At 68.4% G+C, this 22,009-nt stretch carries 19 protein-coding genes and 1 pseudogene; 8 read left to right on the forward strand and 12 right to left on the reverse strand.

The features are described 5' to 3' along the window. Nucleotides 1-28: 28 nt before the first annotated feature. The 6 genes from A37U_RS0141610 to A37U_RS0141635 all read right to left on the reverse strand — a co-directional run bounded on the left by A37U_RS0141610 (nt 29) and on the right by A37U_RS0141635 (nt 5,959). Nucleotides 29-1,027, reverse strand: coding sequence for a zinc-dependent alcohol dehydrogenase family protein (locus A37U_RS0141610; protein WP_026198189.1), 999 nt, complete (start codon nt 1,025-1,027; stop codon nt 29-31). A 12-nt stretch (nt 1,028-1,039) separates the two neighbouring features. Beyond that, the gene (locus A37U_RS0141615) at nt 1,040-1,876 is read right to left on the reverse strand and encodes a carbohydrate ABC transporter permease (RefSeq protein ID WP_020502589.1); all 837 of its coding nucleotides are present in this window, start codon (nt 1,874-1,876) and stop codon (nt 1,040-1,042) included. Beyond that, nucleotides 1,873-2,784 carry a carbohydrate ABC transporter permease gene (locus A37U_RS0141620; RefSeq protein ID WP_020502590.1) on the reverse strand — a complete coding sequence of 304 codons (912 nt, stop codon included), beginning with the start codon at nt 2,782-2,784 and terminating at the stop codon, nt 1,873-1,875. Before A37U_RS0141620 ends, A37U_RS0141615 begins: the two co-directional genes overlap by 4 nt. Beyond that, nucleotides 2,771-4,111 (reverse strand): ABC transporter substrate-binding protein, encoded by a 1,341-nt coding sequence (locus A37U_RS0141625; RefSeq protein ID WP_020502591.1) that lies wholly within the window; start codon nt 4,109-4,111, stop codon nt 2,771-2,773. The genes A37U_RS0141620 and A37U_RS0141625 overlap by 14 nt, the downstream gene beginning before the upstream one ends. Further along, nucleotides 4,108-4,887 (reverse strand): DeoR/GlpR family DNA-binding transcription regulator, encoded by a 780-nt coding sequence (locus A37U_RS0141630; protein ID WP_020502592.1) that lies wholly within the window; start codon nt 4,885-4,887, stop codon nt 4,108-4,110. The genes A37U_RS0141625 and A37U_RS0141630 overlap by 4 nt, the downstream gene beginning before the upstream one ends. A gap of 145 nt (nt 4,888-5,032) precedes the next feature. After that, nucleotides 5,033-5,959, reverse strand: a complete 927-nt coding sequence (locus A37U_RS0141635; protein WP_026198192.1) for a DMT family transporter — start codon at nt 5,957-5,959, stop codon at nt 5,033-5,035. Between A37U_RS0141635 and A37U_RS0141640 the strand changes: the two genes are divergently transcribed. Then, nucleotides 5,958-7,358 (forward strand): aminotransferase-like domain-containing protein, encoded by a 1,401-nt coding sequence (locus tag A37U_RS0141640; RefSeq protein WP_020502594.1) that lies wholly within the window; start codon nt 5,958-5,960, stop codon nt 7,356-7,358. The genes A37U_RS0141635 and A37U_RS0141640 overlap by 2 nt on opposite strands. 11 nt (nt 7,359-7,369) lie before the next feature. Here the strand turns inward: A37U_RS0141640 and A37U_RS0141645 are convergent, their stop codons facing one another. After that, nucleotides 7,370-7,990: a mycothiol-dependent nitroreductase Rv2466c family protein gene (locus A37U_RS0141645; RefSeq protein WP_020502595.1), complete on the reverse strand. Its 621-nt coding sequence runs from the start codon at nt 7,988-7,990 to the stop codon at nt 7,370-7,372. Nucleotides 7,991-8,156: 166 nt separating this feature from the next. On the opposite strand from A37U_RS0141645, the gene pepN reads away from it, so the two are divergent. From pepN to A37U_RS0141660, 3 genes and pseudogenes are all read left to right on the forward strand, one after another. Then, entirely contained in the window at nt 8,157-10,688 is a 2,532-nt protein-coding gene (gene pepN, locus A37U_RS0141650; protein WP_020502596.1) for an aminopeptidase N, read from the forward strand. 531 nt (nt 10,689-11,219) lie between these two features. Continuing rightward, nucleotides 11,220-12,802: pseudogene (locus A37U_RS49030) on the forward strand (MFS transporter). A gap of 43 nt (nt 12,803-12,845) precedes the next feature. Continuing rightward, the gene (locus tag A37U_RS0141660) at nt 12,846-14,459 is read left to right on the forward strand and encodes a DHA2 family efflux MFS transporter permease subunit (RefSeq protein WP_020502598.1); all 1,614 of its coding nucleotides are present in this window, start codon (nt 12,846-12,848) and stop codon (nt 14,457-14,459) included. Nucleotides 14,460-14,520: 61 nt separating this feature from the next. Here A37U_RS0141660 and A37U_RS0141665 read toward each other — a convergent pair whose 3' ends face one another. The 3 genes from A37U_RS0141665 to A37U_RS0141680 form a co-directional block, all read right to left on the reverse strand. Then, the gene (locus A37U_RS0141665) at nt 14,521-15,018 is read right to left on the reverse strand and encodes a DUF5130 family protein (RefSeq protein ID WP_020502599.1); all 498 of its coding nucleotides are present in this window, start codon (nt 15,016-15,018) and stop codon (nt 14,521-14,523) included. After that, a complete protein-coding gene (gene ctaJ / locus A37U_RS0141670; RefSeq protein ID WP_020502600.1) occupies nt 15,005-15,268 on the reverse strand; it encodes an aa3-type cytochrome oxidase subunit CtaJ in 264 nt (87 codons plus the stop codon). Before ctaJ ends, A37U_RS0141665 begins: the two co-directional genes overlap by 14 nt. A gap of 476 nt (nt 15,269-15,744) precedes the next feature. Next, complete coding sequence (locus tag A37U_RS0141680) at nt 15,745-16,242, reverse strand: HNH endonuclease (RefSeq protein ID WP_026198193.1); 498 nt, start codon at nt 16,240-16,242, stop codon at nt 15,745-15,747. Nucleotides 16,243-16,530: 288 nt separating this feature from the next. On the opposite strand from A37U_RS0141680, the gene A37U_RS0141685 reads away from it, so the two are divergent. From A37U_RS0141685 to A37U_RS0141700, 4 genes are all read left to right on the forward strand, one after another. After that, complete coding sequence (locus A37U_RS0141685) at nt 16,531-17,538, forward strand: mechanosensitive ion channel family protein (RefSeq protein ID WP_020502603.1); 1,008 nt, start codon at nt 16,531-16,533, stop codon at nt 17,536-17,538. 14 nt (nt 17,539-17,552) lie between these two features. Further along, nucleotides 17,553-17,951, forward strand: coding sequence for a globin (locus A37U_RS0141690; protein WP_020502604.1), 399 nt, complete (start codon nt 17,553-17,555; stop codon nt 17,949-17,951). Between the two features lie 69 nt (nt 17,952-18,020). Then, nucleotides 18,021-19,625, forward strand: a complete 1,605-nt coding sequence (locus A37U_RS0141695; protein ID WP_026198195.1) for a glycoside hydrolase family 13 protein — start codon at nt 18,021-18,023, stop codon at nt 19,623-19,625. A 79-nt stretch (nt 19,626-19,704) separates the two neighbouring features. Continuing rightward, nucleotides 19,705-20,766: an ArsR/SmtB family transcription factor gene (locus tag A37U_RS0141700; RefSeq protein WP_020502606.1), complete on the forward strand. Its 1,062-nt coding sequence runs from the start codon at nt 19,705-19,707 to the stop codon at nt 20,764-20,766. 151 nt (nt 20,767-20,917) lie between these two features. On the opposite strand, the gene A37U_RS0141710 is transcribed toward A37U_RS0141700, so the two are convergent. Beyond that, entirely contained in the window at nt 20,918-21,565 is a 648-nt protein-coding gene (locus A37U_RS0141710) for a DUF8185 domain-containing protein (protein ID WP_020502608.1), read from the reverse strand. Next, nucleotides 21,558-21,998, reverse strand: a complete 441-nt coding sequence (locus A37U_RS0141715) for an acyl-CoA thioesterase (protein WP_020502609.1) — start codon at nt 21,996-21,998, stop codon at nt 21,558-21,560. The genes A37U_RS0141710 and A37U_RS0141715 overlap by 8 nt, the downstream gene beginning before the upstream one ends. Nucleotides 21,999-22,009 lie beyond the last annotated feature (11 nt).

Consider the following 22,009-nt stretch of genomic DNA (forward strand, 5'->3'; position numbering starts at 1 on the left):
AGCGGAGCAGCCTAATCCCCGCGGCGGGTCAGGGAACGACCTGGATCTTGCGCCCCGCCCCGGCCCGGAACCGTTCGATGGCGCCGTCGTACTGTTCGAGCGGCAGCCGGTCGGAGATCATCGTGTCCGCGTCGATCACCCCGGAGGCGAACAGTTCGACCGCGCGCCCATAGGAATGCAGCACGGCCATGCTCCCGACGATGGTGATCTCGTTGTTGTAGACCGCGAACGGGGACACCTTGGCCATCACTTCCCCCGCGGCGACTCCGAACTGCTGGAACACCCCGCCCGGTTTGACCCGGCGGATCGCGTCCTCGATCGCGGGCACCGCGCCGGTGCAGTCGATCACCACATCCCAGCCGCGCGGGTGCGCATCGGCCAGTTCCCCGGCACTGGCCGCGGTCGCGGTCGCCCCGAGGGCCGCCGCGGTACTCAGTCGTTCGGCGTTCAGATCGACGACGGAGACCGAGATCGCGCCACCGAGCGGGGCGAGCTGGGCCATCAGCAGCCCCATGGTGCCCGCGCCATAGATCAGGTAGTGCGAGCCCAGTTCCCGCGGAAGCAGATCGAATCCGTGCACCGCACAGGAAAGCGGCTCGATCAGCGAGGCCTGGTCGAGCCGGACGGATTCGGGCAGCCGGTAGCAGTTGCGCACCGGGACCCGCACGTACTGCGCCATCGCCCCGTCCACGGTGTCCCCGATCGCGTTCCAGTTCAGGCACAGATTTCCCTTGCCCACGACGCAGTTCGCGCACTCACCGCAGAACAGCGAGGGATCGCAGGCCACCGCGTCCCCTTCGGCGAACTCGGTCACCGCGGAACCGAGCGCCACGATCCGCCCGGCGAACTCGTGCCCGGGCACCAGCGGGTACGGCGCGAGCGGGAACTCCCCGTCGAGGATGTGCACATCCGTACCGCAGATCCCGCAGGAGTCGACCTCGACGATCACATCCCGTGCCCCCGGCGTCGGATCGTCCACAGTGGACACCGTGGTCTTGGACGGTGTCTCGATCACCAATGCACGCAAGTGGAGTTCTCCCTATTTCACGGCGCCCATGGAAAGCCCACGGACTAGTTGCTTCTGCGCGAACCACCCCGCGAGCAGGACCGGAATCGAGGCGAGCGTGGCCGCCGCTGCCAGCCGTGCCCAGTATGCCCCTTCCGAGGTGATGAACGAGACCAGGAACACCGGCATGGTGGAGGCCCGGATCGTGGTGAGGTTGAGCGCGAAGAAGAATTCGTTCCAGGTGAAGATTACACAGATCAGTGCGGTCGCCGCGATTCCCGGGGCCACCACCGGAAGCAGGACGTGCCGGATCTCCTGCCCGAGTTTGGCCCCGTCCATCCGCGCGGCCTCGAGCATTTCCGATGGCACCTCGAGGAAGAACGAGCGCATCATCCACACCGCGATCGGCAGGTTCATCCCGGTGTAGAGCACGACGAGGGTCCAGATGTTGTCCAGCCCGGAAATGCTGCGCGCCGCAAGATAGATGGGAATGATCGCGGCGACGATCGGGAGCATTTTCGTCGAGATGAAAAAGAACAGCGCGTTCTGCACCTTGCGCACCGCATAGATCGACAGCGCATAGGCGGCGGGGACCGCGAGTACCAGTACGAGCGCGGTGGAGACCACGGTGGCCAGCAGCGAGTTCACCAGATACGGCCCGATTCCCGAGGAGAACACCGAGGCGTACTGCTCGAAAACGGGCTTGAACACCAGATGCGGGGTCGTGGAATAGGCGTCGGCCTCGGTCTTGAACGAGGTGAGCACCATCCACAGCACCGGGAAGAAGAACAGGATCCCGATGATCCAGGCGCCGATCGCCCAGATCGAGGTGCCGAGCTTTCCCTTGCGGCGTACCGCGATCTCGCTCATGCCCGTGCCTCCGCCGTCTTGAAAACAGAGAACAGGCTGCGCAATGCCACGGAGGCGACGATGATCGTGCCGATCACGGTCACCACGCCGAGCGCGGAGGCCTGTCCGATATCGAAACCCTGAAATGCGCGCTGATAGATGTAATAGGGCAGGTTCGTGGTCGCCGTTCCCGGTCCGCCCTGGGTCATCATGTAGATCAGGTCGAAGGTGTTCACCAGATAGATGGCCCCGAGCAGCCCGCCCAGTTCCAGGTAGGAACGCAAGTGCGGCAGGGTCACCGAGAAGAAGGTGCGCAGCGGTCCCGCCCCGTCCATGCTCGCGGCCTCGAGCACCTCGTGCGACTGACTCTGCAGCCCGGCGAGGCAGATCAGCATCATGAACGGGGTCCACTGCCAGACGAGCACCACGATCACCGAGGTCATCGGGAAACTCGAGACGAAGTCCACCGGTCCGGCACCCACCTGGCGCAGCAGGTAGTTGAGGATGCCGTAGACCGGATCGAGCATCGTGGTCTTCCACAGCAGCGCGGCGACCGTCGGCATGATCAGGAACGGCGAGATCAGCAGGGTGCGCACCACTGAGCGGCCGGGGAACTTCCGGTCCAGCAGCACCGCGAACAGGGTGCCGAGCACCAATGAGACCAGCACCGCGAGCACGGTCATCAGGACCTCGTTGAGCAGCGCCTGCAACGCGGTCCCGTCGGTGAACACCGAGGCGTAGTTCTGGAACCACACCCAGCGCGTGGATCCCGGGCGCAGGAGGTTCCAGGACTGGAAGGAGAAGATGATCGTGAACAGGAACGGGATCTGGGTGACGATGAACAGCAGGATCAGCGCGGGAAGCAGCGGTGCGCGCCTGCGCATCGCCGCGCCACGGGCACTGATCCGGCCCGCGTCAACGACCGCCATAGGAGGCTCCAACCGTCGCGGCGTACTCCTGGGACTGCGCGAGGGCGTCGTCCACCGACTTCTGCCCCGCGATCGCCGCGGAGAGCTGCTGGCTCACCCGCGTACCGAGATCGATGAATTCGGGAATGTCCACGAACTGCCCTCCCGTGTACGGCACCGGTTTCGCGGTGGGATGCTCGATCGTCGGTGAATTGATCGCGTCCAGCGTCGGTTTCGCGAAGGCGCCCGCGAGCTTGCGGTAGCCGGGAAGTTCGTAGGTGGACAGCCTGCTGGCCGGGGGCACCCGCGACCAGCCGAGCGTTTTGCCGACCTCGCCGATGTAGTGCTTCGAGGTCGCCCAGGACACGAATTTCCAGGCGGCATCGGCATGTTCGCTCGTCTTCGGGATACCGAGCGACCAGGAGTACAGCCAGCCGGTTCCCGGATGCCGCTCGACGGGAGCCGCCACATAACCGACCTTGCCCGCGACCTTGCTCGATTTCGCGTCCTCGAGGGTGCTCACCGCCGAGGTGGAGTCGTACCACATCGCCGAGTTCCCGGCCGCGAAGTTGTTCAGGCACTGGGTGAATCCGGCCGCGGCGGCGCCCGGTTCCCCGTATTTCCGCAACAGGTCCACATAGAACCGCACGGCCTCACGCACCTGCGGGCTTTCCAGCTGGGCGCGCCATCGCGGATCGAACCACCGCCCGCCGAAGGTATTGATCACCGTGGAGAGCGGGGCCATCAGCTCCCCCCAGCCGGGCAGCCCGCGCAGGCAGATCCCCGCGGTATCGCTGCCCGGATCGTCCAGCTTCGCCGCGAGCTCGGCGACCTGCTGCCAGCTCGGGTGCGGCGGCATGCTCAAGCCCTTCTTGGCGAACAGATCCTTGCGGTACATCAGGAACGAGGATTCGCCGTAGAACGGGACCGAGTACATGTTCCCCTGATAGGAGAGCGCCTTGCGCACCGCGGGTACGAAATCCTGCTGGTCGTAACCGGGTGTCCGGGCGATATCCGGCCCGAGGTTGCGCAGCCATCCGTTGCGCGCCCAGATCGGCGTCTCGTAATTGGAGATCATCACGACATCGAATTCCCCGGAACCCGTGGAAACCGATTCCGCGGTCTTCTGCCGGGATTCGTTCTCCGGAAGGCTGACGAACCGGACGTCGATTCCCGGGTGTTCCTCGTGGAACCGGTCGATGAGCTCCTGCATGTCCTGCATCTGCGGGTTCGACACGACCGCAACGGTGATGGACTCGCCCTTGCCTGCACCACCGCCCGCACCGGCGAACCCGCATCCGGTCAGGGTCAGCAACGCCACGAACAACACGCAGATCCGCCGCATCATGCACACACCAATCGTGCTCCGGAATCCTCGATTTCCTTGGCCACGCCAGGATCGAGCTGCTCATCGGTGAGCACCACATCGATATCGGCCAGCCCGGCGAACCGGCAGAATGTGTCCCGGCCGATCTTGCCGTGGTGCGCGAGCAGCACCCGTTCGCGCGCGCAGTCGAGCATGGCCGCCTTCACCGCGGCCTCCGCGGGCTCCATCGCGGTGAGTCCTTTGTGGACGGTCAGCCCGTCGACGCCGACGAAGGCCAGGTCCACGGTGAGCGATTCGATGCGCGAGCGGGCCCATTCGTCGACACAGGCCAGCGTGCTCTCCCGCAGCCGCCCGCCGAGGCACCAGGTGGTGACGTTCGGCTTCGCCGCGAGCTCGGTGGCCACCGGAAGGCCGTTGGTGACCACGGTCAGCGCCGGCCCCTCCGGGAACGCGCGCGCGATGGCCTGCGGGGCGGAGCCGGAGTCCAGTAGCACCGTGGAGTTCTCCGGGAGCCGGGCGACCATCGCCGCCGCGGCCCGCGCCATCCGCTCCTTGTCCGCGACATGCTGGGAATTGCGCCGTTCAAGCAACGGTTCGAAGGTGTTGTCCCCGACGAACACCGCGCCGCCGTAGACTCGGTGCAGCTGCCCCTGGCGCTCGAGCACCCCGAGATCGCGCCGGACGGTCTCCGGGGCAACGGTCAGCCGGGAGACCAGATCGGTCACCTCGACCCGGCCGATTTCGCGTGCAAGCGAAAGAATCTGCTGCCTCCGCTCATCCGGATACACCGGGGGCACCTCCGAGCTCCATCACCGCACCGCCACGCTGCCGACGAAAACGCAGCAATGATGTGCCCGAAGATGCCCGATGTCAAGGTCATTCCGGGAACAACTGGGCAAACAGTCGGAAATACTGCCCGTTTATGCCCGGTTCACGGCTCGATCACCGCTGCCCGGACCGGGCACGCACGGCGAACCCGGCACAGCCGATCACGGCGAGCCCGCCCAGGACCGTCGGCCAGGTCAGCCGTTCACCGAGCAGCAGGGCCGCCCAGCAGATGCTCAGCACCGGCTGCACCAGCTGGACCTGACTGACCTGGGTCATCGGGCCGATCGCGAGCCCGCGATACCAGGCGAAGAAGCCGAGGAAAGCACTCACCACGGCCAGATACGCCAACGCCGCCCACTCGGGAATCCCGCCGCTCGGCGCCTGTTCGGTCATCGAGGCCGCGGCCAGGACGATCATCAGCGGCGCGGCGAGCACCAGCGCCCAGGACATGGTCTGCCAGGAACCGAGCTCGCGCGCGAGCAGCCCGCCCTCCGCGTAACCGATCGCACAGGCGAGGACGGCGGCGAACAGCAGCAGGTCCGACCAGTGCATCCCGGCGAGCCCGCCGCCCTGCAGCGCGGCGAACACCACCGCGGCGACCGCGCCGAGGCCCGCCATGATCCAGAACGGCAGCGGTGGCCGTTCCCGCCCGCGCAGCACGGCCAGTACCGCGGTCGCCGAGGGCAGCAGCGCGACCACCACGGCGCCGTGACTTGCCGGTGCGGTGGTCAGCGCGAAGGAGGTCAGCAGCGGCCAGCCCACCACCGCACCGCCCGCGACGACCGCGACCCGGACCCATTGCACCCCGCGGGGCACTCGCTGCCGGGTGATCGCCAGCGCCACGGCCGCGAGCACCGCGGCGAGCACCGCTCTCGCCGAGCCGATGAACAGGGCCGACATTCCCCCGCTCGCGACGGCGACCCTGGTGAACGGGACGGTGAAGGAGAACGCCACGACGCCGAGCAATCCCCAGAGCAGCCCGCCCCGGAGCGGGGATAGCGCTGGCGAGTTTTCGATAATAGCGCTACTATTCTGTTTCATGTTTGACGATAGCAGTTCGCGAATCGTCGCGGATCTGCGCGAGTGGATGTCCACGGCCGCACCGGGTGCGAAGCTGCCCGCCACGCGGGAGCTCGTCGCACGCTATGCGGTGAGCCCGGTGACGGTGCAGAAGGCGTTGCGGACCCTGACCACGCAGGGCATGGTGGAAAGCCGCCCTGGTGTCGGCACCTTCGTGCGCACGGTACGGACGGCGCGGCCCAACGACTACGGCTGGCAGACCGCGGCCCTGGGCTCGCCGGACCACCGGATCCCACGATTGCCCGCGTCCCTGCGCCCGGCCCCGAACGACACGATCGCGCTGCACTCCGGGTACCCGGACCGGGAACTGCTACCCGAACGCCTGCTGCGCGCGGCGTTCACCCGGGCCGCACGGTCCGAAGCGCTACTGGACAGGCCCCCGACGGCGGGTCTTCCGGAGCTGCAGTCCTGGTTCGCCGCCGAACTGGAATCGGTGACCCCGGCGGGGACCACACCGGCCTCGCCGGGCGAGGTCGTGATCATCCCCGGCAGCCAGGTCGGACTGATCACCACGTTCCGCTCGCTGGTCGGGGCCGGCGGGCCGCTGCTGATGGAATCGCCGACCTACTGGGGCGCGATCCTGGCCGCCGCACAGGTCGGTGTGGAGGTGGTTCCGGTGCCGAGCGGACCGGACGGCCCCGATCCCGAGGCACTGGAGCGTGCGTTCGAGCGGTCCGGGGCGCGCGCCTTCTACGCCCAGCCGAATTTCGCCAGTCCCACCGGCGCGCTGTGGACCCCGGCGCTGACCGAGCGGGTGCTGGACACGGTCCGCCAGCACGGCGCGTTCCTGATCGAGGACGATTCGGCGCACGATTTCGGCATCGACGCGGACCCGTGTCCGGTCGCGGCCCGGGACGGCGGCGGGCACGTGGTCTACATCCGCTCGCTGAGCAAGAGCCTCTCCCCCACGGTCCGGGTCGCCGGGCTGATCGCGCGCGGACCGGCACGTGACCGGATCCTCGCCGATGCCCAGGCGGAGTCCATCTACGTCAGCGGCGTACTGCAGGCGGTGGCGCTCGACGTGGTCACCCAGCCCGCCTGGCGCACCCACCTGCGCCGGTTGCGCCAGCAGCTCAGAAGCCGGCGGGACCTGCTCGCCGAGAGCCTGGGCGAACACGCCCCCGAGGCGCAGCCGGTGACCATTCCGCAGGGCGGGCTGAACCTCTGGGCGCGGCTGCCGGATGCCGTGGATCTGGCCCGGGCCGTGCAGGACAGCCAGGCAGCGGGCGTCATCATCGGACCGGGAAGCGAATGGTTCCCCGCGGAACCCGCCGGGCAGTTCCTCCGGCTCAGCTACGCGGGCCCCAATCCCGGAGCTTTCCCGGAAGGGGCCCGCGTCCTCGGCGCGGCACTGGGCTGATCCGCCCGCGCTCAGTCGTAGTTCAGTTCCCCGGTCCGGGTCCGCTTGAGTTCGAAGAACTTCGGGTAACCGGCCAGCAGCCGGGCCCCGTCGAACACGTCGAGCGCATCCTGACCGCGCGGGATCTCGGAGAGCACCGGGCCGAAGAAAGCCACCCCGTCGATGTGGATGGTGGGTGTCCCGACATCCATCCCGACCGGGTCCATGCCCTCGTGGTGGCTCTTTTTCAGCGCCTCGTCGTACTCGGTGGAGGTGGCCACCTCGTTCAGTTCGGCGGGCAGGCCCAGCTCGGCGAGCGCGTCCACGACCACCTGGGCGCGGTCCTTGTGGCCCTGGTTGTGAAACCGGGTGCCGAGTGCGGTGTAGAGCTCGCGCAGCTTCTCCTGGCCGTACTGCTGCTCGACCGCGATCGCGACCCGGACCGGTCCCCAGCCGCTGGCGAGCAGCTCCTTGTACTGCTCGGAGAGCCCTTCCCGGCCTTCATTGAGCACCGAAAGGCTCATCACCCTGAACGTGAGGTCGAGCTCACGCTGCCGCTCCACCTCGATGATCCACCGCGAGGTGATCCACGCGAACGGACAGCCCGGGTCGAACCAGAAATCGACCTTCGTGCGTTCGGCTGAACCTGTCATACCTCAAACTCCTGTCCGTGATTCCTACTCATCCTGATGAGAGAACATCCCCGGAGCCCGGAGTGTTCCACGGGCACGGTGAACTCGGTACCGGTCTTGACGAGCGACGTGATTGGATGCGGTGGAACAGGGAAAATTCCCAGGCCGACGAATGGAGAGGTGATCCGTGGCCGCGCCGAATCTCACTCGCGACCAGGCGCAGCAGCGCGCCGCGTTGCTCGATGTCGAGTCCTATGCGATCGAGCTCGATCTGACACCGGACGCGGACACCTTCCGCTCGCGGACCACGGTGCGGTTCTCCAGCGCGACCGTGGGTGCGTCGAGCTGGATCGACATCGTCGCGCCCCAGGTGCTGCGCGCCGAGCTCAACGGCGTGGAACTGTGCCTGGACGACTACCGCGAGGACGAGGGCATCGCGCTGCACGACCTCGCCGAGCGCAACGAGCTCACCGTCGAGGCCGACTGCGCCTTCATGACCACCGGCGAGGGCCTGCACCGCTTCGTGGACCCGGTCGACGACGAGATGTACCTGTACACCCAGTTCGAGACCGCGGACGCCAAGCGGATGTTCGCCTGCTTCGACCAGCCGGATCTGAAGGCGACCTTCGATGTCACGGTCACCGCCCCGGAGCACTGGAAGGTGATCGGCAACGCCCCGGAGGCCTCGAACACCGGCGGCAGGCACGTCTTCGAGACCACCAAGCCGATGTCCACCTACCTGGTCGCCCTCGTGGCCGGCCCCTACGCGCAGTGGACCGAGGAGTTCCGCGGCGCGCACGGCGAGGTCATCCCACTGGGCCTGTACTGCCGCGCCTCGCTGGCCGAGTACATGGACCCGGAGGACATCTTCACCATCACCAAGCAGGGTTTCGCCTGCTATCACGAGAACTTCGGGTTCACCTACCCGTTCGGGAAGTACGACCAGTGCTTCGTCCCCGAATTCAACGCGGGCGCGATGGAGAACGTCGGTTGCGTGACCTTCCGCGAGGATTACGTGTTCCGCAGCAAGGTCACCCGGTTCTACTACGAGGCGCGGGCGACCACGATCCTGCACGAGATGGCGCACATGTGGTTCGGCGATCTGGTCACCATGCGCTGGTGGGACGACCTGTGGCTGAACGAGTCCTTCGCGACCTGGGCCTCGGAGTTCGCCAAGACCGAGGCCACCCGGTTCACCGAGGCCTGGACCAGCTTCGCGATCGCCGAGAAGTCCTGGGCCTACCGCCAGGACCAGCTGCCCTCCACGCACCCGGTCGCGGCGGACATCGCCGATCTGCACGCGGTCGAGGTCAACTTCGACGGGATCACCTACGCCAAGGGGGCGAGCGTGCTCAAGCAGCTCGTCGCCTTCGTCGGCCAGGACAACTTCCTCGCCGGGCTGCGCACCTACTTCGACCGCCACCAGTTCGGCAACGCGGTGCTCGCCGATCTGCTGCGCGCGCTCGAGGAGGCCTCCGGGCGGGACCTTTCCGACTGGGGCGCCCAGTGGCTGCAGACCACCGGGCTGAACCTGATGCGTGCCCGGTTCGAGGTCGCCGACGGCCGCTACGGCTCGTTCGCGATCGTCCAGGGTCCCGCCCGTCCCGGTGCGGGCGAACTGCGCAAACACCGCCTGGCCGTGGGCGTCTACGACTTCGACGGGGCGGGCAAGCTGGTGCGCACCAACCGGATCGAGCTGGATGTGGACGGTGAGCTGACCGAGGTACCGGAGCTGGTCGGCGCGCAGGCGGGCAAGCTCGTGCTGGTCAACGACGACGACCTCACCTACTGCTCGGTGCGCCTGGACCCGGGCTCGCTGGCCACCCTGGTGGACCACATCGGCGATTTCGCCGACTCGCTGCCGCGCACCATGTGCTGGTCCGCGGCCTGGGAGATGACCCGCGAGGCCGAGCTCAAGGCGCGCGACTTCCTGTCCATCGTGCTCGGCGGGATCGAGGCGGAGACCGAGATCAGCGTGCTGCAGCGGCTGCTGTTGCAGGCGACCACGGCGGTGAACTCCTACACCGATCCGCAGTGGTCCGACGAGGGCTGGCGGCGCCTCGGTACCCGGCTGCTCGAGCTCGCCAAGGGTGCCGCTCCGGGTTCGGATCACCAGCTCGCCTTCGTCAACGCGCTCACCCAGGCCAAGCTCGGCGACACCGAACTGGGCGCGCTGCGCGGCTGGTTCGACGGGACCACCCCGCTCGAGGGGCTCACCGTGGACACCGATCTGCGCTGGCGGCTGCTCTACGCCCTGGTGGCGCACGGGGTCGCCGGGGAACCGGAGATCGCCGCGGAGGAGCAGCGGGACAACACCGCTACCGGTGCCCGCGCGGGCAACCGGGCGCGTTCACTGATCCCGAACGAGGACGCCAAGAAGACCGCCTGGCAGCGTGCCGTGCACGACGACTCGCTCACCAACGCCACCATCGACGCGGTCATCGCCGGGTTCTCGCACCCCGCGCAGCGCCAGCTCATCGCAGGCTATGTGGACCGCTACTTCGCCGAGGTGGCCGAGGTCTGGCAGCGCCGCTCCCCCGAGGCCGCCCAGCCGGTGGTGGTGGGGCTGTTCCCGAGCTGGGCCATCGAGGAGGACACGGTGCGCGCGGCCGACGACTGGCTCGCCGGTGACCACCCCGCCGCCCTGCGCAGGCTGGTCTCCGAAGGGCGTGCGGGCATCCTGCGCGCACTGGCCGCACGGGAGTTCGACCGCTCCTAGCCAAGAGCACGCCTGACAACTCCATGTCCTGCTGCGCTGAGACGTCGGCGAAGTACCTTCGCATGCCAGCGCGGCGCTGGTATGGCCTCCAGCGCCGGCGGGCATGGCCAGCGTCGTCCTCGATCACCGCAGAAACCCACTACGGCTCAATCGTTCGCCGCGACCTCGGCCGCGGGTGTCCCCCAGGACACCGGATCCACGCTGGACACCCGCTCGCGACGGACGAGAGTCATCAGACGCGCTCCTGAAGCGGACGGGTTGACCTCAACCTTAGTTGATGTTGCACGGTGGGAACGGGTCGAACGGAACAGACCGAAAGTAAAAACCGTTCGAAACCGGGCAGGAGTCTCCGTAGGCTGACCATGCCTTCGGCGGCTTCTGCCGCACCGCGCATTCATCGGAAGAGTCTTGGGGGAACCCGTGTCCACTTCCACTCTCGGTCACGCGAGTGAACCGAAGAATCCACCGGCCGCGATCCCGCGCCAGGCCTGGCTGAGCCTGATCGCCGTGGTGTTCGGCGTGTTCGTCGTGATGCTCGACGGCACCGTGCTGTTCGTGGCCAATCCGGAGATCGCCACCGATCTGCACGCCGGGCCCGCCGGGATCCAGTGGGTCACCAATGCCTATGTGCTGGTGCTGGCCGGGCTGATGATCCCGCTCGGCAACCTCGCCGACCGGTTCGGCCGCAAGCGGATGTTCCTGATCGGGGTCGGCGGATTCTCGCTGGCCTCGTTGCTGGCCGGGCTCTCGGTCTCGATCGGGATGCTCATCGCGGTGCGGGTGCTGCAGGCAGCGTTCGGCGCGATGCTGATCCCCGCGGGCATGGGCGTGTTGCGTGCCGCCTTCCCGCCGGACCGGCTCGCCCGCGCGATGGGCGTGTTCGCCGCGCTCTCCGGGGTTTCCTTCGCGGCCGCCCGATCATCGGCGGGCTGCTGGTGCAGTACGCGAGCTGGCCGTGGGTGTTCTTCATCAACCTGCCCTTCGGCGTGCTCGGCGTACTGCTCGGGATGCGGATCATCAAGGAGTCCGGGGAACGGGTCCGGCAGAGTTTCGACCTGCTCGGCGCGAGCATCCTCACCGTGGCGATGGTCAGCCTGATCTGGGGCATCACCCAGGCTCAGGCCGTGGGCTGGACGAGCGCGAACACGCTGGTGTTCATCGCACTCGGGCTGGTGTTCGGCGCCGTGTTCGTGGTCGTCCAGGCCAAGGTGGCCAACCCGATGATGCCGCTGAGCCTGTTCCGCAGCCGTACCCTCGCGCTCGGCTCGGTGCTGATGGTCATGGTCATGTTCTCGATGCTCTCGCTGATGTTCTTCGTGACCTTCCTGGTGCAGGGCGTGCTCGGCCAGTCGGCGATCGTCACCGGGCTCTCGATGCTGCCGTTCTCGGTGATGTTCGCGATCATCTCGCCGTTTTCCGGGCTGTTGACCGAGAAGTTCGGGGTGCGCAAGCTGCTGGTGCTCGGCGCCGTGCTGTTCGCGGCCGGGCTGCTGCTCATGCTGCGCGTGGACGCGGATTCCGGGGTGTTCGACCTGCTGCCGACCTTCGTGCTCGGCGGGTTCGGCCTCGGGCTGATGATGGTCTCCGCCACCCAGGCCATCGTGGGCAGCGCACCAGTGGAGAAGGCGGGCGTGGCCTCGGGCATCCAGCAGTCCATGACCCAGCTGGGCGCATCGCTGGGCACCTCGGTGCTGGGCAGCGTGCTGGCCACCATGGTCGCGGGCAGCTTCGCGCGAAACCTGCGCGGCACGTTCGGCGGCCGCGGCGGACAGGCCGTCGATGCCCTCGGCGGCAGCGAGGCGGTACACAAGAGCGTGGAGCTCGGGTTCCCGCCCGCGGCCCGCTCCGGGCTCGCCGGGCAGCTGGCCGGGACCGGGATCCCACGCCAGCAGGCGGAGCAGCTCGCCGCGGGCGTGGCCCGCGCGGCGCACGTGACCTTCGTGAACGGGCTGCACACCGTGTACCTCGTGGGCACCGTGGTGATCCTGGTCGGTGCCGCGCTCGCCCTGTTCATCAAGGATTCCGAGGCGGTCGCGAACACCGAGCAGGCCGTGCACGGGCAAGTACCCCGTATGAGGACCTTCACCGTCGACCGGTTCCGCGGCCGTCCGTAGGCTGTACGACGAGTCCACGTGATCTTTCCCGAGGGGTACACCGATGTCCGCTGCACCGACGGACGAGCGCGCCGAGCCCGGCGGCGGCACGATTCCGCGGCACGCATGGCCGAGCCTGATCGCCGTGGTCACCGGGATCTTCGTGGTGATGATCGACGGCACCGTGGTCGCGGTCGCCAACCCGACGATCGCCAGTGACCTGCACGCCAGCCCGGAGGGCATCCAGTGGGTCACCAACGCCTATCTGCTGGTGCTCGCCGGGCTGACCATCCCGATGGGCACCCTCGCCGACAAGTTCGGCCGCAAACGCCTGTTCCTGATCGGGGTCGGCGGGTTCTCGCTGGCCTCGCTGCTGTGCGGGCTCGCCGGTTCGATCTGGCTGCTCGTGGCCGCGCGGGCGCTGCAGGCGGTGTTCGGCTCGATGATCGGGCCCGCGGGCATCGGCGTGCTGCGTGCGGCGTTCCCGGCGGACAAGCTCTCCCGCGCGCTCGGGATCTTCGGCTCGATCTCGGCCATCGCCACGGCGGGCGGGCCGATCGTGGGCGGGCTGCTCGTGCAGTATGCGAGCTGGCCATGGGTGTTCTTCATCAACCTGCCCTTCGGCGTGCTCGGTGTCTCGCTGGGGCTGGTGATCATCCGGGAATCGAGTGAGCGGATCAGGCAGCGGCTGGACCTGCCCGGCGCGATCACCCTCACTCTCGCCATGGCGAGCCTGGTGTGGGGCATCACGAGGGCCCAGGACAGCGGCTGGACGAGCACGACAACGCTCGTGTTCATCGCGCTCGGGCTCGTGCTGCTCGCCGCGTTCGCGGTCATCGAGCTCACGGTGGAGAGCCCCATGGTGCCGCTGACCCTGTTCCGGGACCGCTCGCTGTCCATCGGCATCGTGCTGATGATCGTCGTGATGTTCTCGATGTTCAGCCTGATGTTCTTCATCACCTTCTTCCTGCAGGGCCCGCAGGAGCTGACCGCGGTGGCCACCGGAATCGCGCTGCTCCCGCTCTCCGCGACCTCGGTCGTGGCCTCCCCGGTCTCCGGCTGGATGACCGAGAAGGCCGGTGTGCGCAAGACCCTGGTCTCCGGGGCTGTGCTGCTGGTGATCGGACTGCTGCTGATGCAGCGCATCGAGGCCGGTTCGAGCGTGTGGGAGCTGGTGCCCACCTTCGTGATCGGCGGCTTCGGCATCGGATTCATGATGGTCGCGGCCACCCAGGCGATCGTGGGCAACGCCCCCGTGGACAAGGCAGGTGTCGCCTCCGGGCTGCAGCAGTCCATGACCCAGCTCGGTGGCGCACTGGGCACCTCGGTGCTCGGCGGGGTGATGGCCGCGGTGGTGAGCTCCGGCTTCGCGGGGAACCTGCGCGGGGCGCTCGGCAGCGAACAGGCCGCCGAGCAGGTCGCCGCGGGGCTCGGCAAGACCGTGGAGCTCGGCTTTCCACCGGCCGCCCGGGACGCGATCGCCGCGGGCCTGACCCAGACCGGCGCGCCCGCGGCCAAGGCGGACCAGATCGCGGGCACGATCAGCGGTATCGCGCACCAGACCTTCATGACCGGGCTGCACACCGTGTACTGGGTCGGTGCGGCCGTCGCGGTGCTCGCCGGGATACTCGCCCTGTTCGTGCGCGACGCCTTATCCCCGGCCGAGGTGCGCGACTAAGGACGGGGACAGCGAAAAGGGGCGGCCCAGCGCGGGCCGCCCCTTTTCGGATGCTCTGGGTCTAGCCGCCCGCCTGCTCGGTGAGCATGCGCAGTCCGGAGACCAGGCCACCGATCAGGTCCCCCTCCTTGAAGGAGGCGACCATGCTCATCACGGCGAGCTTGCAGGCACGGTCGGTGAGCTGTTCGCGCGCGCCGCCGCCGGTCACGATCTCGACCGCGCGCTGCCCCGGGGACAGCGCGATCAGCACCGAGCGGGCCGGATCGTCGGTCTCGGCGTGCAGCTCCTGCGCGCGGGCCCGCTTGTCCTCACCGAGCTCGCCGAGGTACACGCTGAACACCAGCCCGGTTTCCCTGCTGGACAGCGTCAGCGCCTCGTCGAGCCTGCTCAGCTCGCGGGTGGAGAAGGGCGTCGACGGCTTCGGGGTGGCGTGCTCGAGCGCGGTGGAGATCCGCCCACCGGCCATCTCCGCGGCTCCGAAGGCGAGGTTCTCCGGCAGATCGGCCGGGCGTTCCAGCGAGGCGGTTCCCCCGCCCGCGACGACTTCACCAGTTGCCACTTGCGCCTCCTACCGTGGTCTGCGCCCCGGCACCGATTTCGGCGTGCTGCGCCGAACCGTGCGCGCCGTGCGCGTCGAGTCCGGCACCCACCGGGTTCGGGCCCCACCACACGGGAGCGAAGTTCCATTCCTTGCCCGGCCGGTACGCGACGGCCTTGTTCCGCCGACCCGCGGTCGAGAGCAGAGCGATCAGGCCGTACAGCGCGGCCGGGATCACCACGTACACGAGGATGGTCTGCCAGACGGTCACACCGTCACGTTAGCCGATCGCGCCCATCTCATCGCGCGGGGCTCATGGATTCCCTGGTCAGGACCGAAGACATGCCCTGCGTACCCCTTTGGACGCACGTGTGGGGGAGGCGACCCACCCAAATGCCGCCTTGTTTACACCCGATAGTGGTTTTAATGTCACCTGTACGGGGCAAGGCGAATGCATATCGACTACCGACGGCAACCGTTGCTGTCGTATTCGTTCGGTATTTAGCTGATTGTCCGTCTTAACGAGTGAATAAAGCTATTCGACGAAGGAGTGCTCATGAACACCGACCGCGGCACCGGAGTCCGTATCAACCGTGGCGTCCGCATCAATCGCGGTGTGCGCATCGACCGGGGTGTCCGGATCAACCGCTGACCAGCGAGCCCACCGGGGAATACGCAACGGAGCCAGCCCGCCGCCATCGAGTGCCGTGCACCCGGCGGCGGGCTCCATGCGTTCGGTGAGCGCTCCTACGCCGCCGGCTCGAGGTAGGGCAACCACAACGGGTCGGTGTGCCGCACGCCCGCGAGCAGCCGCCAGTGCGGCCCCTTCGGCGCGGTGGGCTTCCTCGGCAGGGTCCAGCCGAGTTCGGAGAGCAGCTTGTCCGACTTACGGTGGTTGCATCGGGCACAACTGGCCACACAGTTCGTCCAGCTGTGCGGTCCGCTCCTGCTCCGCGGGATGACGTGGTCGATGGTCTCCGCGCGGGCGCAGCAGTACACACACCGATAGTGGTCCCGGTACATCACGCCCGCCCTGGTGAGCGGAACCTTCGCCCGGTAGGGCACCCGGACGTAGTTCTCCAGGCGGATCACCGAGGGCACGGTGACCTCCAGGCGCGCGGAGTGCAGCAGCGCGCCGGCCGGATCGTCGTGCACGACCTCGGCCTTGCCGCAGACGAGCAGTACGATCGCCCTGCGTAGCGGGAGTGCGGTGAGCGGTTCATAGGTCGCGTTGAGCAACAGCACCTGGCGCTTGCCCCATGGCCAGCCGATCGGGTCGCGGCACGCGTCCGTCCCCGCCGCCTCGCCGTCCTGCTGCGTGGCAGCGTTCGGGATCGGTTGTCGATCTATCACGCGACCACCTCCACCGGGTGCACGCACAGTCGACCACAAATACGGGTGAAAAGCACGTACGATTTGGCCACATGTCGCGGAGTCGACAACGACAGTGACCAACCTGGCCTCGGCAAGTAGCCTCGATGGGGCCGCCAAGGGCACTGACCTGAACATCCCCTGAACAGACCCGAAAGTTCGATGTCGCCTTCCGCCACCTTCGCCGCTCCCCTGTCCGATGCGTTTTCCGGTACCGGCACCCCGCCGGACTGTGTGCGCGATGCCGACAGCTGGTGCTCCAAGCTCTACAGCCTCACCGGAAGCAACTGGCTCGCCTCGAGCGCGGATTGGCTGGTCGCCAAACCGGCGACGATCCTGCTCATCCTGATCGTCGCGCTGCTGGTGCGCTGGCTCGCCCGGCGCGCGATCGATCGCGCCGTCCAGGAACGGCCGGACGGGAAGAAACCCGCGCTGCTGCGCCCGTTCAAGGAGCGCGTCACCCGGACGCCCGCGGCCACGGAACGGCGACGGCAGCGCGCGAGGACCATCGGCTCGGTACTGAAATCCCTGCTGAACTTCATGGTCTTCGGTATCGCGGCGGTACTGGTCCTCGGCGAGCTCGGGGTGAACCTGACCCCGATCATCGCCTCGGCCGGGGTGATCGGGGTCGCGGTCGGTTTCGGCGCCCAGACACTGGTACGCGATTTCCTCTCCGGCATGTTCATGATGGTCGAGGACCAGTACGGGGTCGGCGATGTGATCGACACCGGTGAGGCGATCGGCACCGTGGAGTCGGTCGGACTGCGCGTGACCACACTGCGCGATCTGAACGGCACCGTGTGGTACGTGCGCAACGGCGAGGTGCTGCGGATCGGGAACTTCAGCCAGGGCCACGCGGTCGCCGTGGTGGATGTGCCGATCTCCGGCAACGCGGATGTGGACGAGGCGCTCGCGGTCGTGGACCGGGTCCTGCGCGCCGAGGAAACCCTTGCCGCCCTCGGTGAGGCCATGCTCGAGGAACCCCAGCTGCTCGGGGTGGAATCGGTGACCGCGGAAGGCATCGGGCTGCGTGCCACGCTGAAGGTCCGCCCCGGTAAACAGTGGGCCATCCAGCGGTTGTTGCGGGCGCGCATCGTGGACGCGCTGCGCGACGCCGGGGTACCCGGCCCCGCGATCCGGATCGGCTCCGGCGAGAGCCGGAACGGGTAACTAGACTCGGGACCGTGGCAGCACCAGAGCAACCGGAGCAGATTTCCTTCTACGAGGCCGTCGGTGGCGCCGAGACCTTCCACCGCATCGTGCACCGCTTCTACCAGGAGGTCGCCGAGGACGAGGTGCTCCGGCCGCTGTACCCGGAGGAAGATCTGGGCCCGGCCGAGCGGCGCCTGCGGATGTTCCTCGAGCAGTACTGGGGCGGCCCGCACACCTACTCCGAGGAGCGCGGCCATCCGCGGCTGCGGATGCGGCACGCGCCGTTCACCATCGGCCCCATCGAGCGCGACGCCTGGCTGCGCTGCATGCGGATCGCCGTGGACGAGGCCGGACTGCAACCGCGGCACCGTGACCAGCTGTGGCAGTACCTGGAGATGGCCGCCCAGTCGATGGTGAATTCCTGGCTGTGATGTTCACCCCGGAGTAGTTCTCGACTCACCGGTAGCTCGCACAGCCGTCCGGGTGGCATGATCTGCAAGATGCGACGGGGCGCAGCGAGCAGCACGCTCGTCATCGGGGACAGCACCTGGTGGCGGGACGCGGTGTTCTATCAGGTCTATGTCCGCTCGTTCGCGGACTCGAACGGTGACGGCATCGGTGATCTCGAGGGGATCACCTCCAGGATCGGCTATCTCGACCTGCTCGGCGTGGATGCGCTCTGGCTCACCCCGTTCTACCCCTCCCCGATGGCCGATCACGGCTACGACGTCGCCGATCCCCGGGATGTGGATCCGCTCTTCGGCGATCTCGCCGCCTTCGAACGGCTGCTCGCCGAGGCACACGCGCACGGCATCCGGGTGACCATCGATCTGGTGCCCAACCACACCTCGGCGCAGCACCCGTGGTTCACCACCGCGCTGGCCTCGCCACCGGGCAGCAAGGAACGCGAACGCTACATCTTCGCCGAGGGCAACGGCTCCGAACCGCCGAACAACTGGGTCTCCGCGTTCGGCGGGCCCGCGTGGACCCGGGTCCCGGACGGGCAGTGGTACCTGCACCTGTTCGCCCCGGAACAGCCCGACCTGAACTGGGACAATCCCGAGGTGCGCGCCGACATGGAGCGGACACTGCGGTTCTGGCTCGAACACGGCGTCGACGGGTTCCGGATCGACGTGGCGCACGGTATGGCGAAACCGCCGACCCTCGCGGACATGGATCCGCGGATCATCGAGGCCCAGCGGCGCGGCGAGGACGTGTTCGCCACCGATCTGCGCACCGATCCGCGCTGGGACAACGAGGGCGTGCACGACATCCATCGCGGGATCCGCAAGGTCGTCGAGGAGTACCAGGGCACCGTGACCGTCGGCGAGGTGTGCGTGCACGACGACGAGCGCTTCGCCCGCTACGTGCGCCCGGACGAGCTGCATCTCGGCTTCAATTTCCGGCTGCTGCAGGCCGAGTTCGGGGCGGAACCGATGCGCGCGGCCATCGAGCACACGCTGGCCGCCGTGCAGGACACCGGTGCGCCGCCCACCTGGACGCTGTCCAACCACGACGTGTCCCGCGAGGTGACCCGCTACGGCGGCGGTGAGCTCGGCCGCGCGCGGGCCAGGGCGATGCTGCTCGTCGAGCTCGCCCTCCCGGGGGCGGTGTTCCTCTACAACGGCGCGGAGCTCGGCCTGCCCGATGTGGATCTTCCCGACTGGGCGCTGCAGGATCCGCGCTGGGAACGCTCCGGGCACACCCAGCGCGGCCGGGACGCCTGCCGGGTTCCGCTGCCCTGGGAAGGCGAGGCACCCGGCTACGGGTTCACTCCCGGGGAACGGAGCTGGTTGCCCATGCCGGAGCACTGGGCGGGGCTGACCGCGGCCGCCCAGCTCGAGGACCCGGATTCCACCCTTTCGCTCTACCGGAAGGCCATCGAACTGCGGCACACCGATCCGTCGTTCGCCGGAACCGAGATCGAGTGGTACGGCGCGCCCGAGGGCTGCCTGGCATTCCGGCGCAAGGGCGGCGGGCTCACCTGCGCGCTGAACACCACCGGCGCCCCGGTTCCCCGGCCACCGGGCAAACTGCTGCTGGCCAGTGGTCCCTTCGATGGGGACGAGCTCGCACCGAACACCGCCGTCTGGCTCACCGCCTGAATCCGGGCCAACCGAAGACGGACATCGCGCGTATACCAAGTAGATTCGGCTCACCGGTTCGACTACCTGGGGTATCGCGATGCAGGCTAGGCGAAGACAGACGGTACTGCGGATACATTTCACGCCCGAGGACGTCCTGCGCACCCGGCTGCTCGCGGCTCCGGACCCGATGTGGGAACTCGTGCTCAGCAGCCATCGCCTGCGCAAACCCGCCCAGTGCCCCGCGCACGCCCGCTGGCGCGGCATGGTGACCGGCGCGCTCGCCGATGAACGCACCAGGACCAGCCTCCGAATCCTCACCCATCTGATCCCCGATGCGGGCAACTTCCCCGACTTTCTCACTCCCTATCCCAGCCTGACCCCGCACCCGGAGACCACGGATTTCGCCGCCGAACTCGAAACCGTCCTGGCCACCCCGCGCGGAGTGCTCGCCCGCGATATGCACCCGGACAGGCTCGGCAGGAACACCGGCGGATTCGGGCGCGCCATCGCCGAGTCCGATCGTGCCGCGATCGACGAACTCAGCACGGCACTGCGGCACTACTTCCACACCTTCGTCCGGCCCTACTGGGCCGACATCGGCGCCACCATCACGCAGAACGCCGAGCGGCACGGCCGCCGCCAGCTCAGCGGGGGCACCGAGGCCCTGCTCGGCGACCTCGGGCCGACCTTCCGGTGGAACTGGCCGGTGCTCGAGACCGACTACGTCCGTGACCGCGAGCTGCACCTCGGTGGCCGGGGACTGCTGCTCGTGCCCTCCTACTTCTGCCGCGGCACCCCGGTCACCATGATCGACGCCGAACGCAGGCCCGTGCTGACCTTCCCCGCCGTGCACAGTCCCACCGCACCCAGTCCCGTCGCACCCAGTCCCGTCGCCCCCAGTCCCGTCGCGCACGCGGCCATCGAGCGCGGTGCGCACCTCGACGGGATACTCGGCACCACCCGCGCGCGCATCCTGTACACCCTCCAGGAACAGCACTCCACCAGCGCGCTCGCCGAAGCCATCGAGCTGTCCGCGGCCTCGGCCAGCCAGCAGGTCACCCTGCTGCGTGAGGCGGGCCTGGTCAGTTCGCGGCGCACCGGGCAGTCGGTGCTGCACTCGATCACTCCGCGGGGCCGGATGCTGTTGTCCCGGCCCTGAGCAGCGCCGCGATGGATCAGTCTCCGGACACGACTTCCCAGGGGGGAGCATCCTCGGACACGGCCCAGGAATCCGACGCGTCTTCGTAGGCTTCGGCGAGTTCCACAGGCATAGGAGGGTTCCTCTCCGGATGGCCGTCGGCCGCGGAAAGCTACAGCAGCAGCGGGAGCTGGGCGTGCCTGCGCCGCACGATGGCGCCGAACCTGGCGTCGACACGCAGCCAGGCATCGGTCGCGGTGACCTTGACCCGTTCGCCTTCCGGGACATCGCGGTCCAGGAACCCCATGCCGGACATGGCGAACAGGGCCCGCATGGGGATCTCGACGCGCAGTCCGGCGCCCTCGACCGTGAGCACGGACTGGTCGAGCAGGGATGCCGGTGGGTTCCCGGTCGGCCCGGTGTTGGCCTTCGCGAGTTCCACGCCTTTCTCGGCGAGTTCGGCGAGCACGCTCGCCGGCGGGGTGTCCAGCGCGGCCCAGCCCTGTTGCGGGGGAAGCGGCGCGCGCCACAACAGATCACGCGGCGGTCCCGCGTCGAGGTGCGGACCGCCGACCACGGCGAGCGCGGCGAGCAGTTCGTTCCCGGAGACGGTGCTGTCCCCCGGTTGGACGGTGCCCGCGACGGTGCGGGTGGCGAGCACGTCGAAGGGGGTGGCGAACCAGGCCTCGAGCAGGCGGGCGTCCCGGTTGCGCAGCCGCACCACGCCCTCGGTCTCGAGGCGCACGGCGCGCGCGACGAACGCGCCGAGGGTCTCCCGCTCGGCGCGTCCGGGGATCTCGATGCGCACCGGTTCAGGCACTGCCCCTGCCCGGGGTCTCGGCCAGCCAGCCGGCGAGGAAGTCCCGCTCGGCATCGCTGAGCCTGCGCGGACTCGACTGCTCGAGATCGTACGGCGCGATCAGGGTGTGCGCGGTGGCCACGGTCCGCGCGCGCTCACCCCGCCCGGAGACCACGGTGTAGTCCATCGCGAAGCTCGCCGCGCGCAGATCGCGCACGGCGAGCTCGATGCGAACCGCGGAGCCGTCCACCACGAGCGGTGCCCGGTACTCGATGGACAGCTTCGCCACGACCACACCCTTGCCGAGCTCGGTGACGCCGCGGCGCACCGCTTCCTCGAACAACAGCGCTACCCGCGCCTCCTCGAGGATGGTGACCAGGCTCGCGTGGTTGACGTGCCCGAACGCGTCCATATCGGACCAGCGCGGCCGCACCTCGGCCACGAATACGCCCACAGTGAACTGCC

The sequence above is a fragment of the Sciscionella marina DSM 45152 genome, from assembly GCF_000379465.1.
GTDB lineage: Bacteria > Actinomycetota > Actinomycetes > Mycobacteriales > Pseudonocardiaceae > Sciscionella > Sciscionella marina.

What these genes read in the sequence shown, in the direction of transcription:
- A37U_RS0141620 (WP_020502590.1), bottom strand. Translation starts at nt 2,784, where the DNA reads ATGGCGGTCGTTGACGCGGGCCGGATCAGTGCCCGTGGCGCGGCGATG.
- A37U_RS0141625 (WP_020502591.1), bottom strand. Translation starts at nt 4,111, where the DNA reads ATGATGCGGCGGATCTGCGTGTTGTTCGTGGCGTTGCTGACCCTGACC.
- A37U_RS0141695 (WP_026198195.1), top strand. Translation starts at nt 18,021, where the DNA reads ATGCGACGGGGCGCAGCGAGCAGCACGCTCGTCATCGGGGACAGCACC.
- A37U_RS0141615 (WP_020502589.1), bottom strand. Translation starts at nt 1,876, where the DNA reads ATGAGCGAGATCGCGGTACGCCGCAAGGGAAAGCTCGGCACCTCGATC.
- A37U_RS0141700 (WP_020502606.1), top strand. Translation starts at nt 19,705, where the DNA reads ATGCAGGCTAGGCGAAGACAGACGGTACTGCGGATACATTTCACGCCC.
- A37U_RS0141645 (WP_020502595.1), bottom strand. Translation starts at nt 7,990, where the DNA reads ATGACAGGTTCAGCCGAACGCACGAAGGTCGATTTCTGGTTCGACCCG.
- A37U_RS0141635 (WP_026198192.1), bottom strand. Translation starts at nt 5,959, where the DNA reads ATGAAACAGAATAGTAGCGCTATTATCGAAAACTCGCCAGCGCTATCC.
- A37U_RS0141640 (WP_020502594.1), top strand. Translation starts at nt 5,958, where the DNA reads ATGTTTGACGATAGCAGTTCGCGAATCGTCGCGGATCTGCGCGAGTGG.
- A37U_RS0141685 (WP_020502603.1), top strand. Translation starts at nt 16,531, where the DNA reads ATGTCGCCTTCCGCCACCTTCGCCGCTCCCCTGTCCGATGCGTTTTCC.
- A37U_RS0141660 (WP_020502598.1), top strand. Translation starts at nt 12,846, where the DNA reads ATGTCCGCTGCACCGACGGACGAGCGCGCCGAGCCCGGCGGCGGCACG.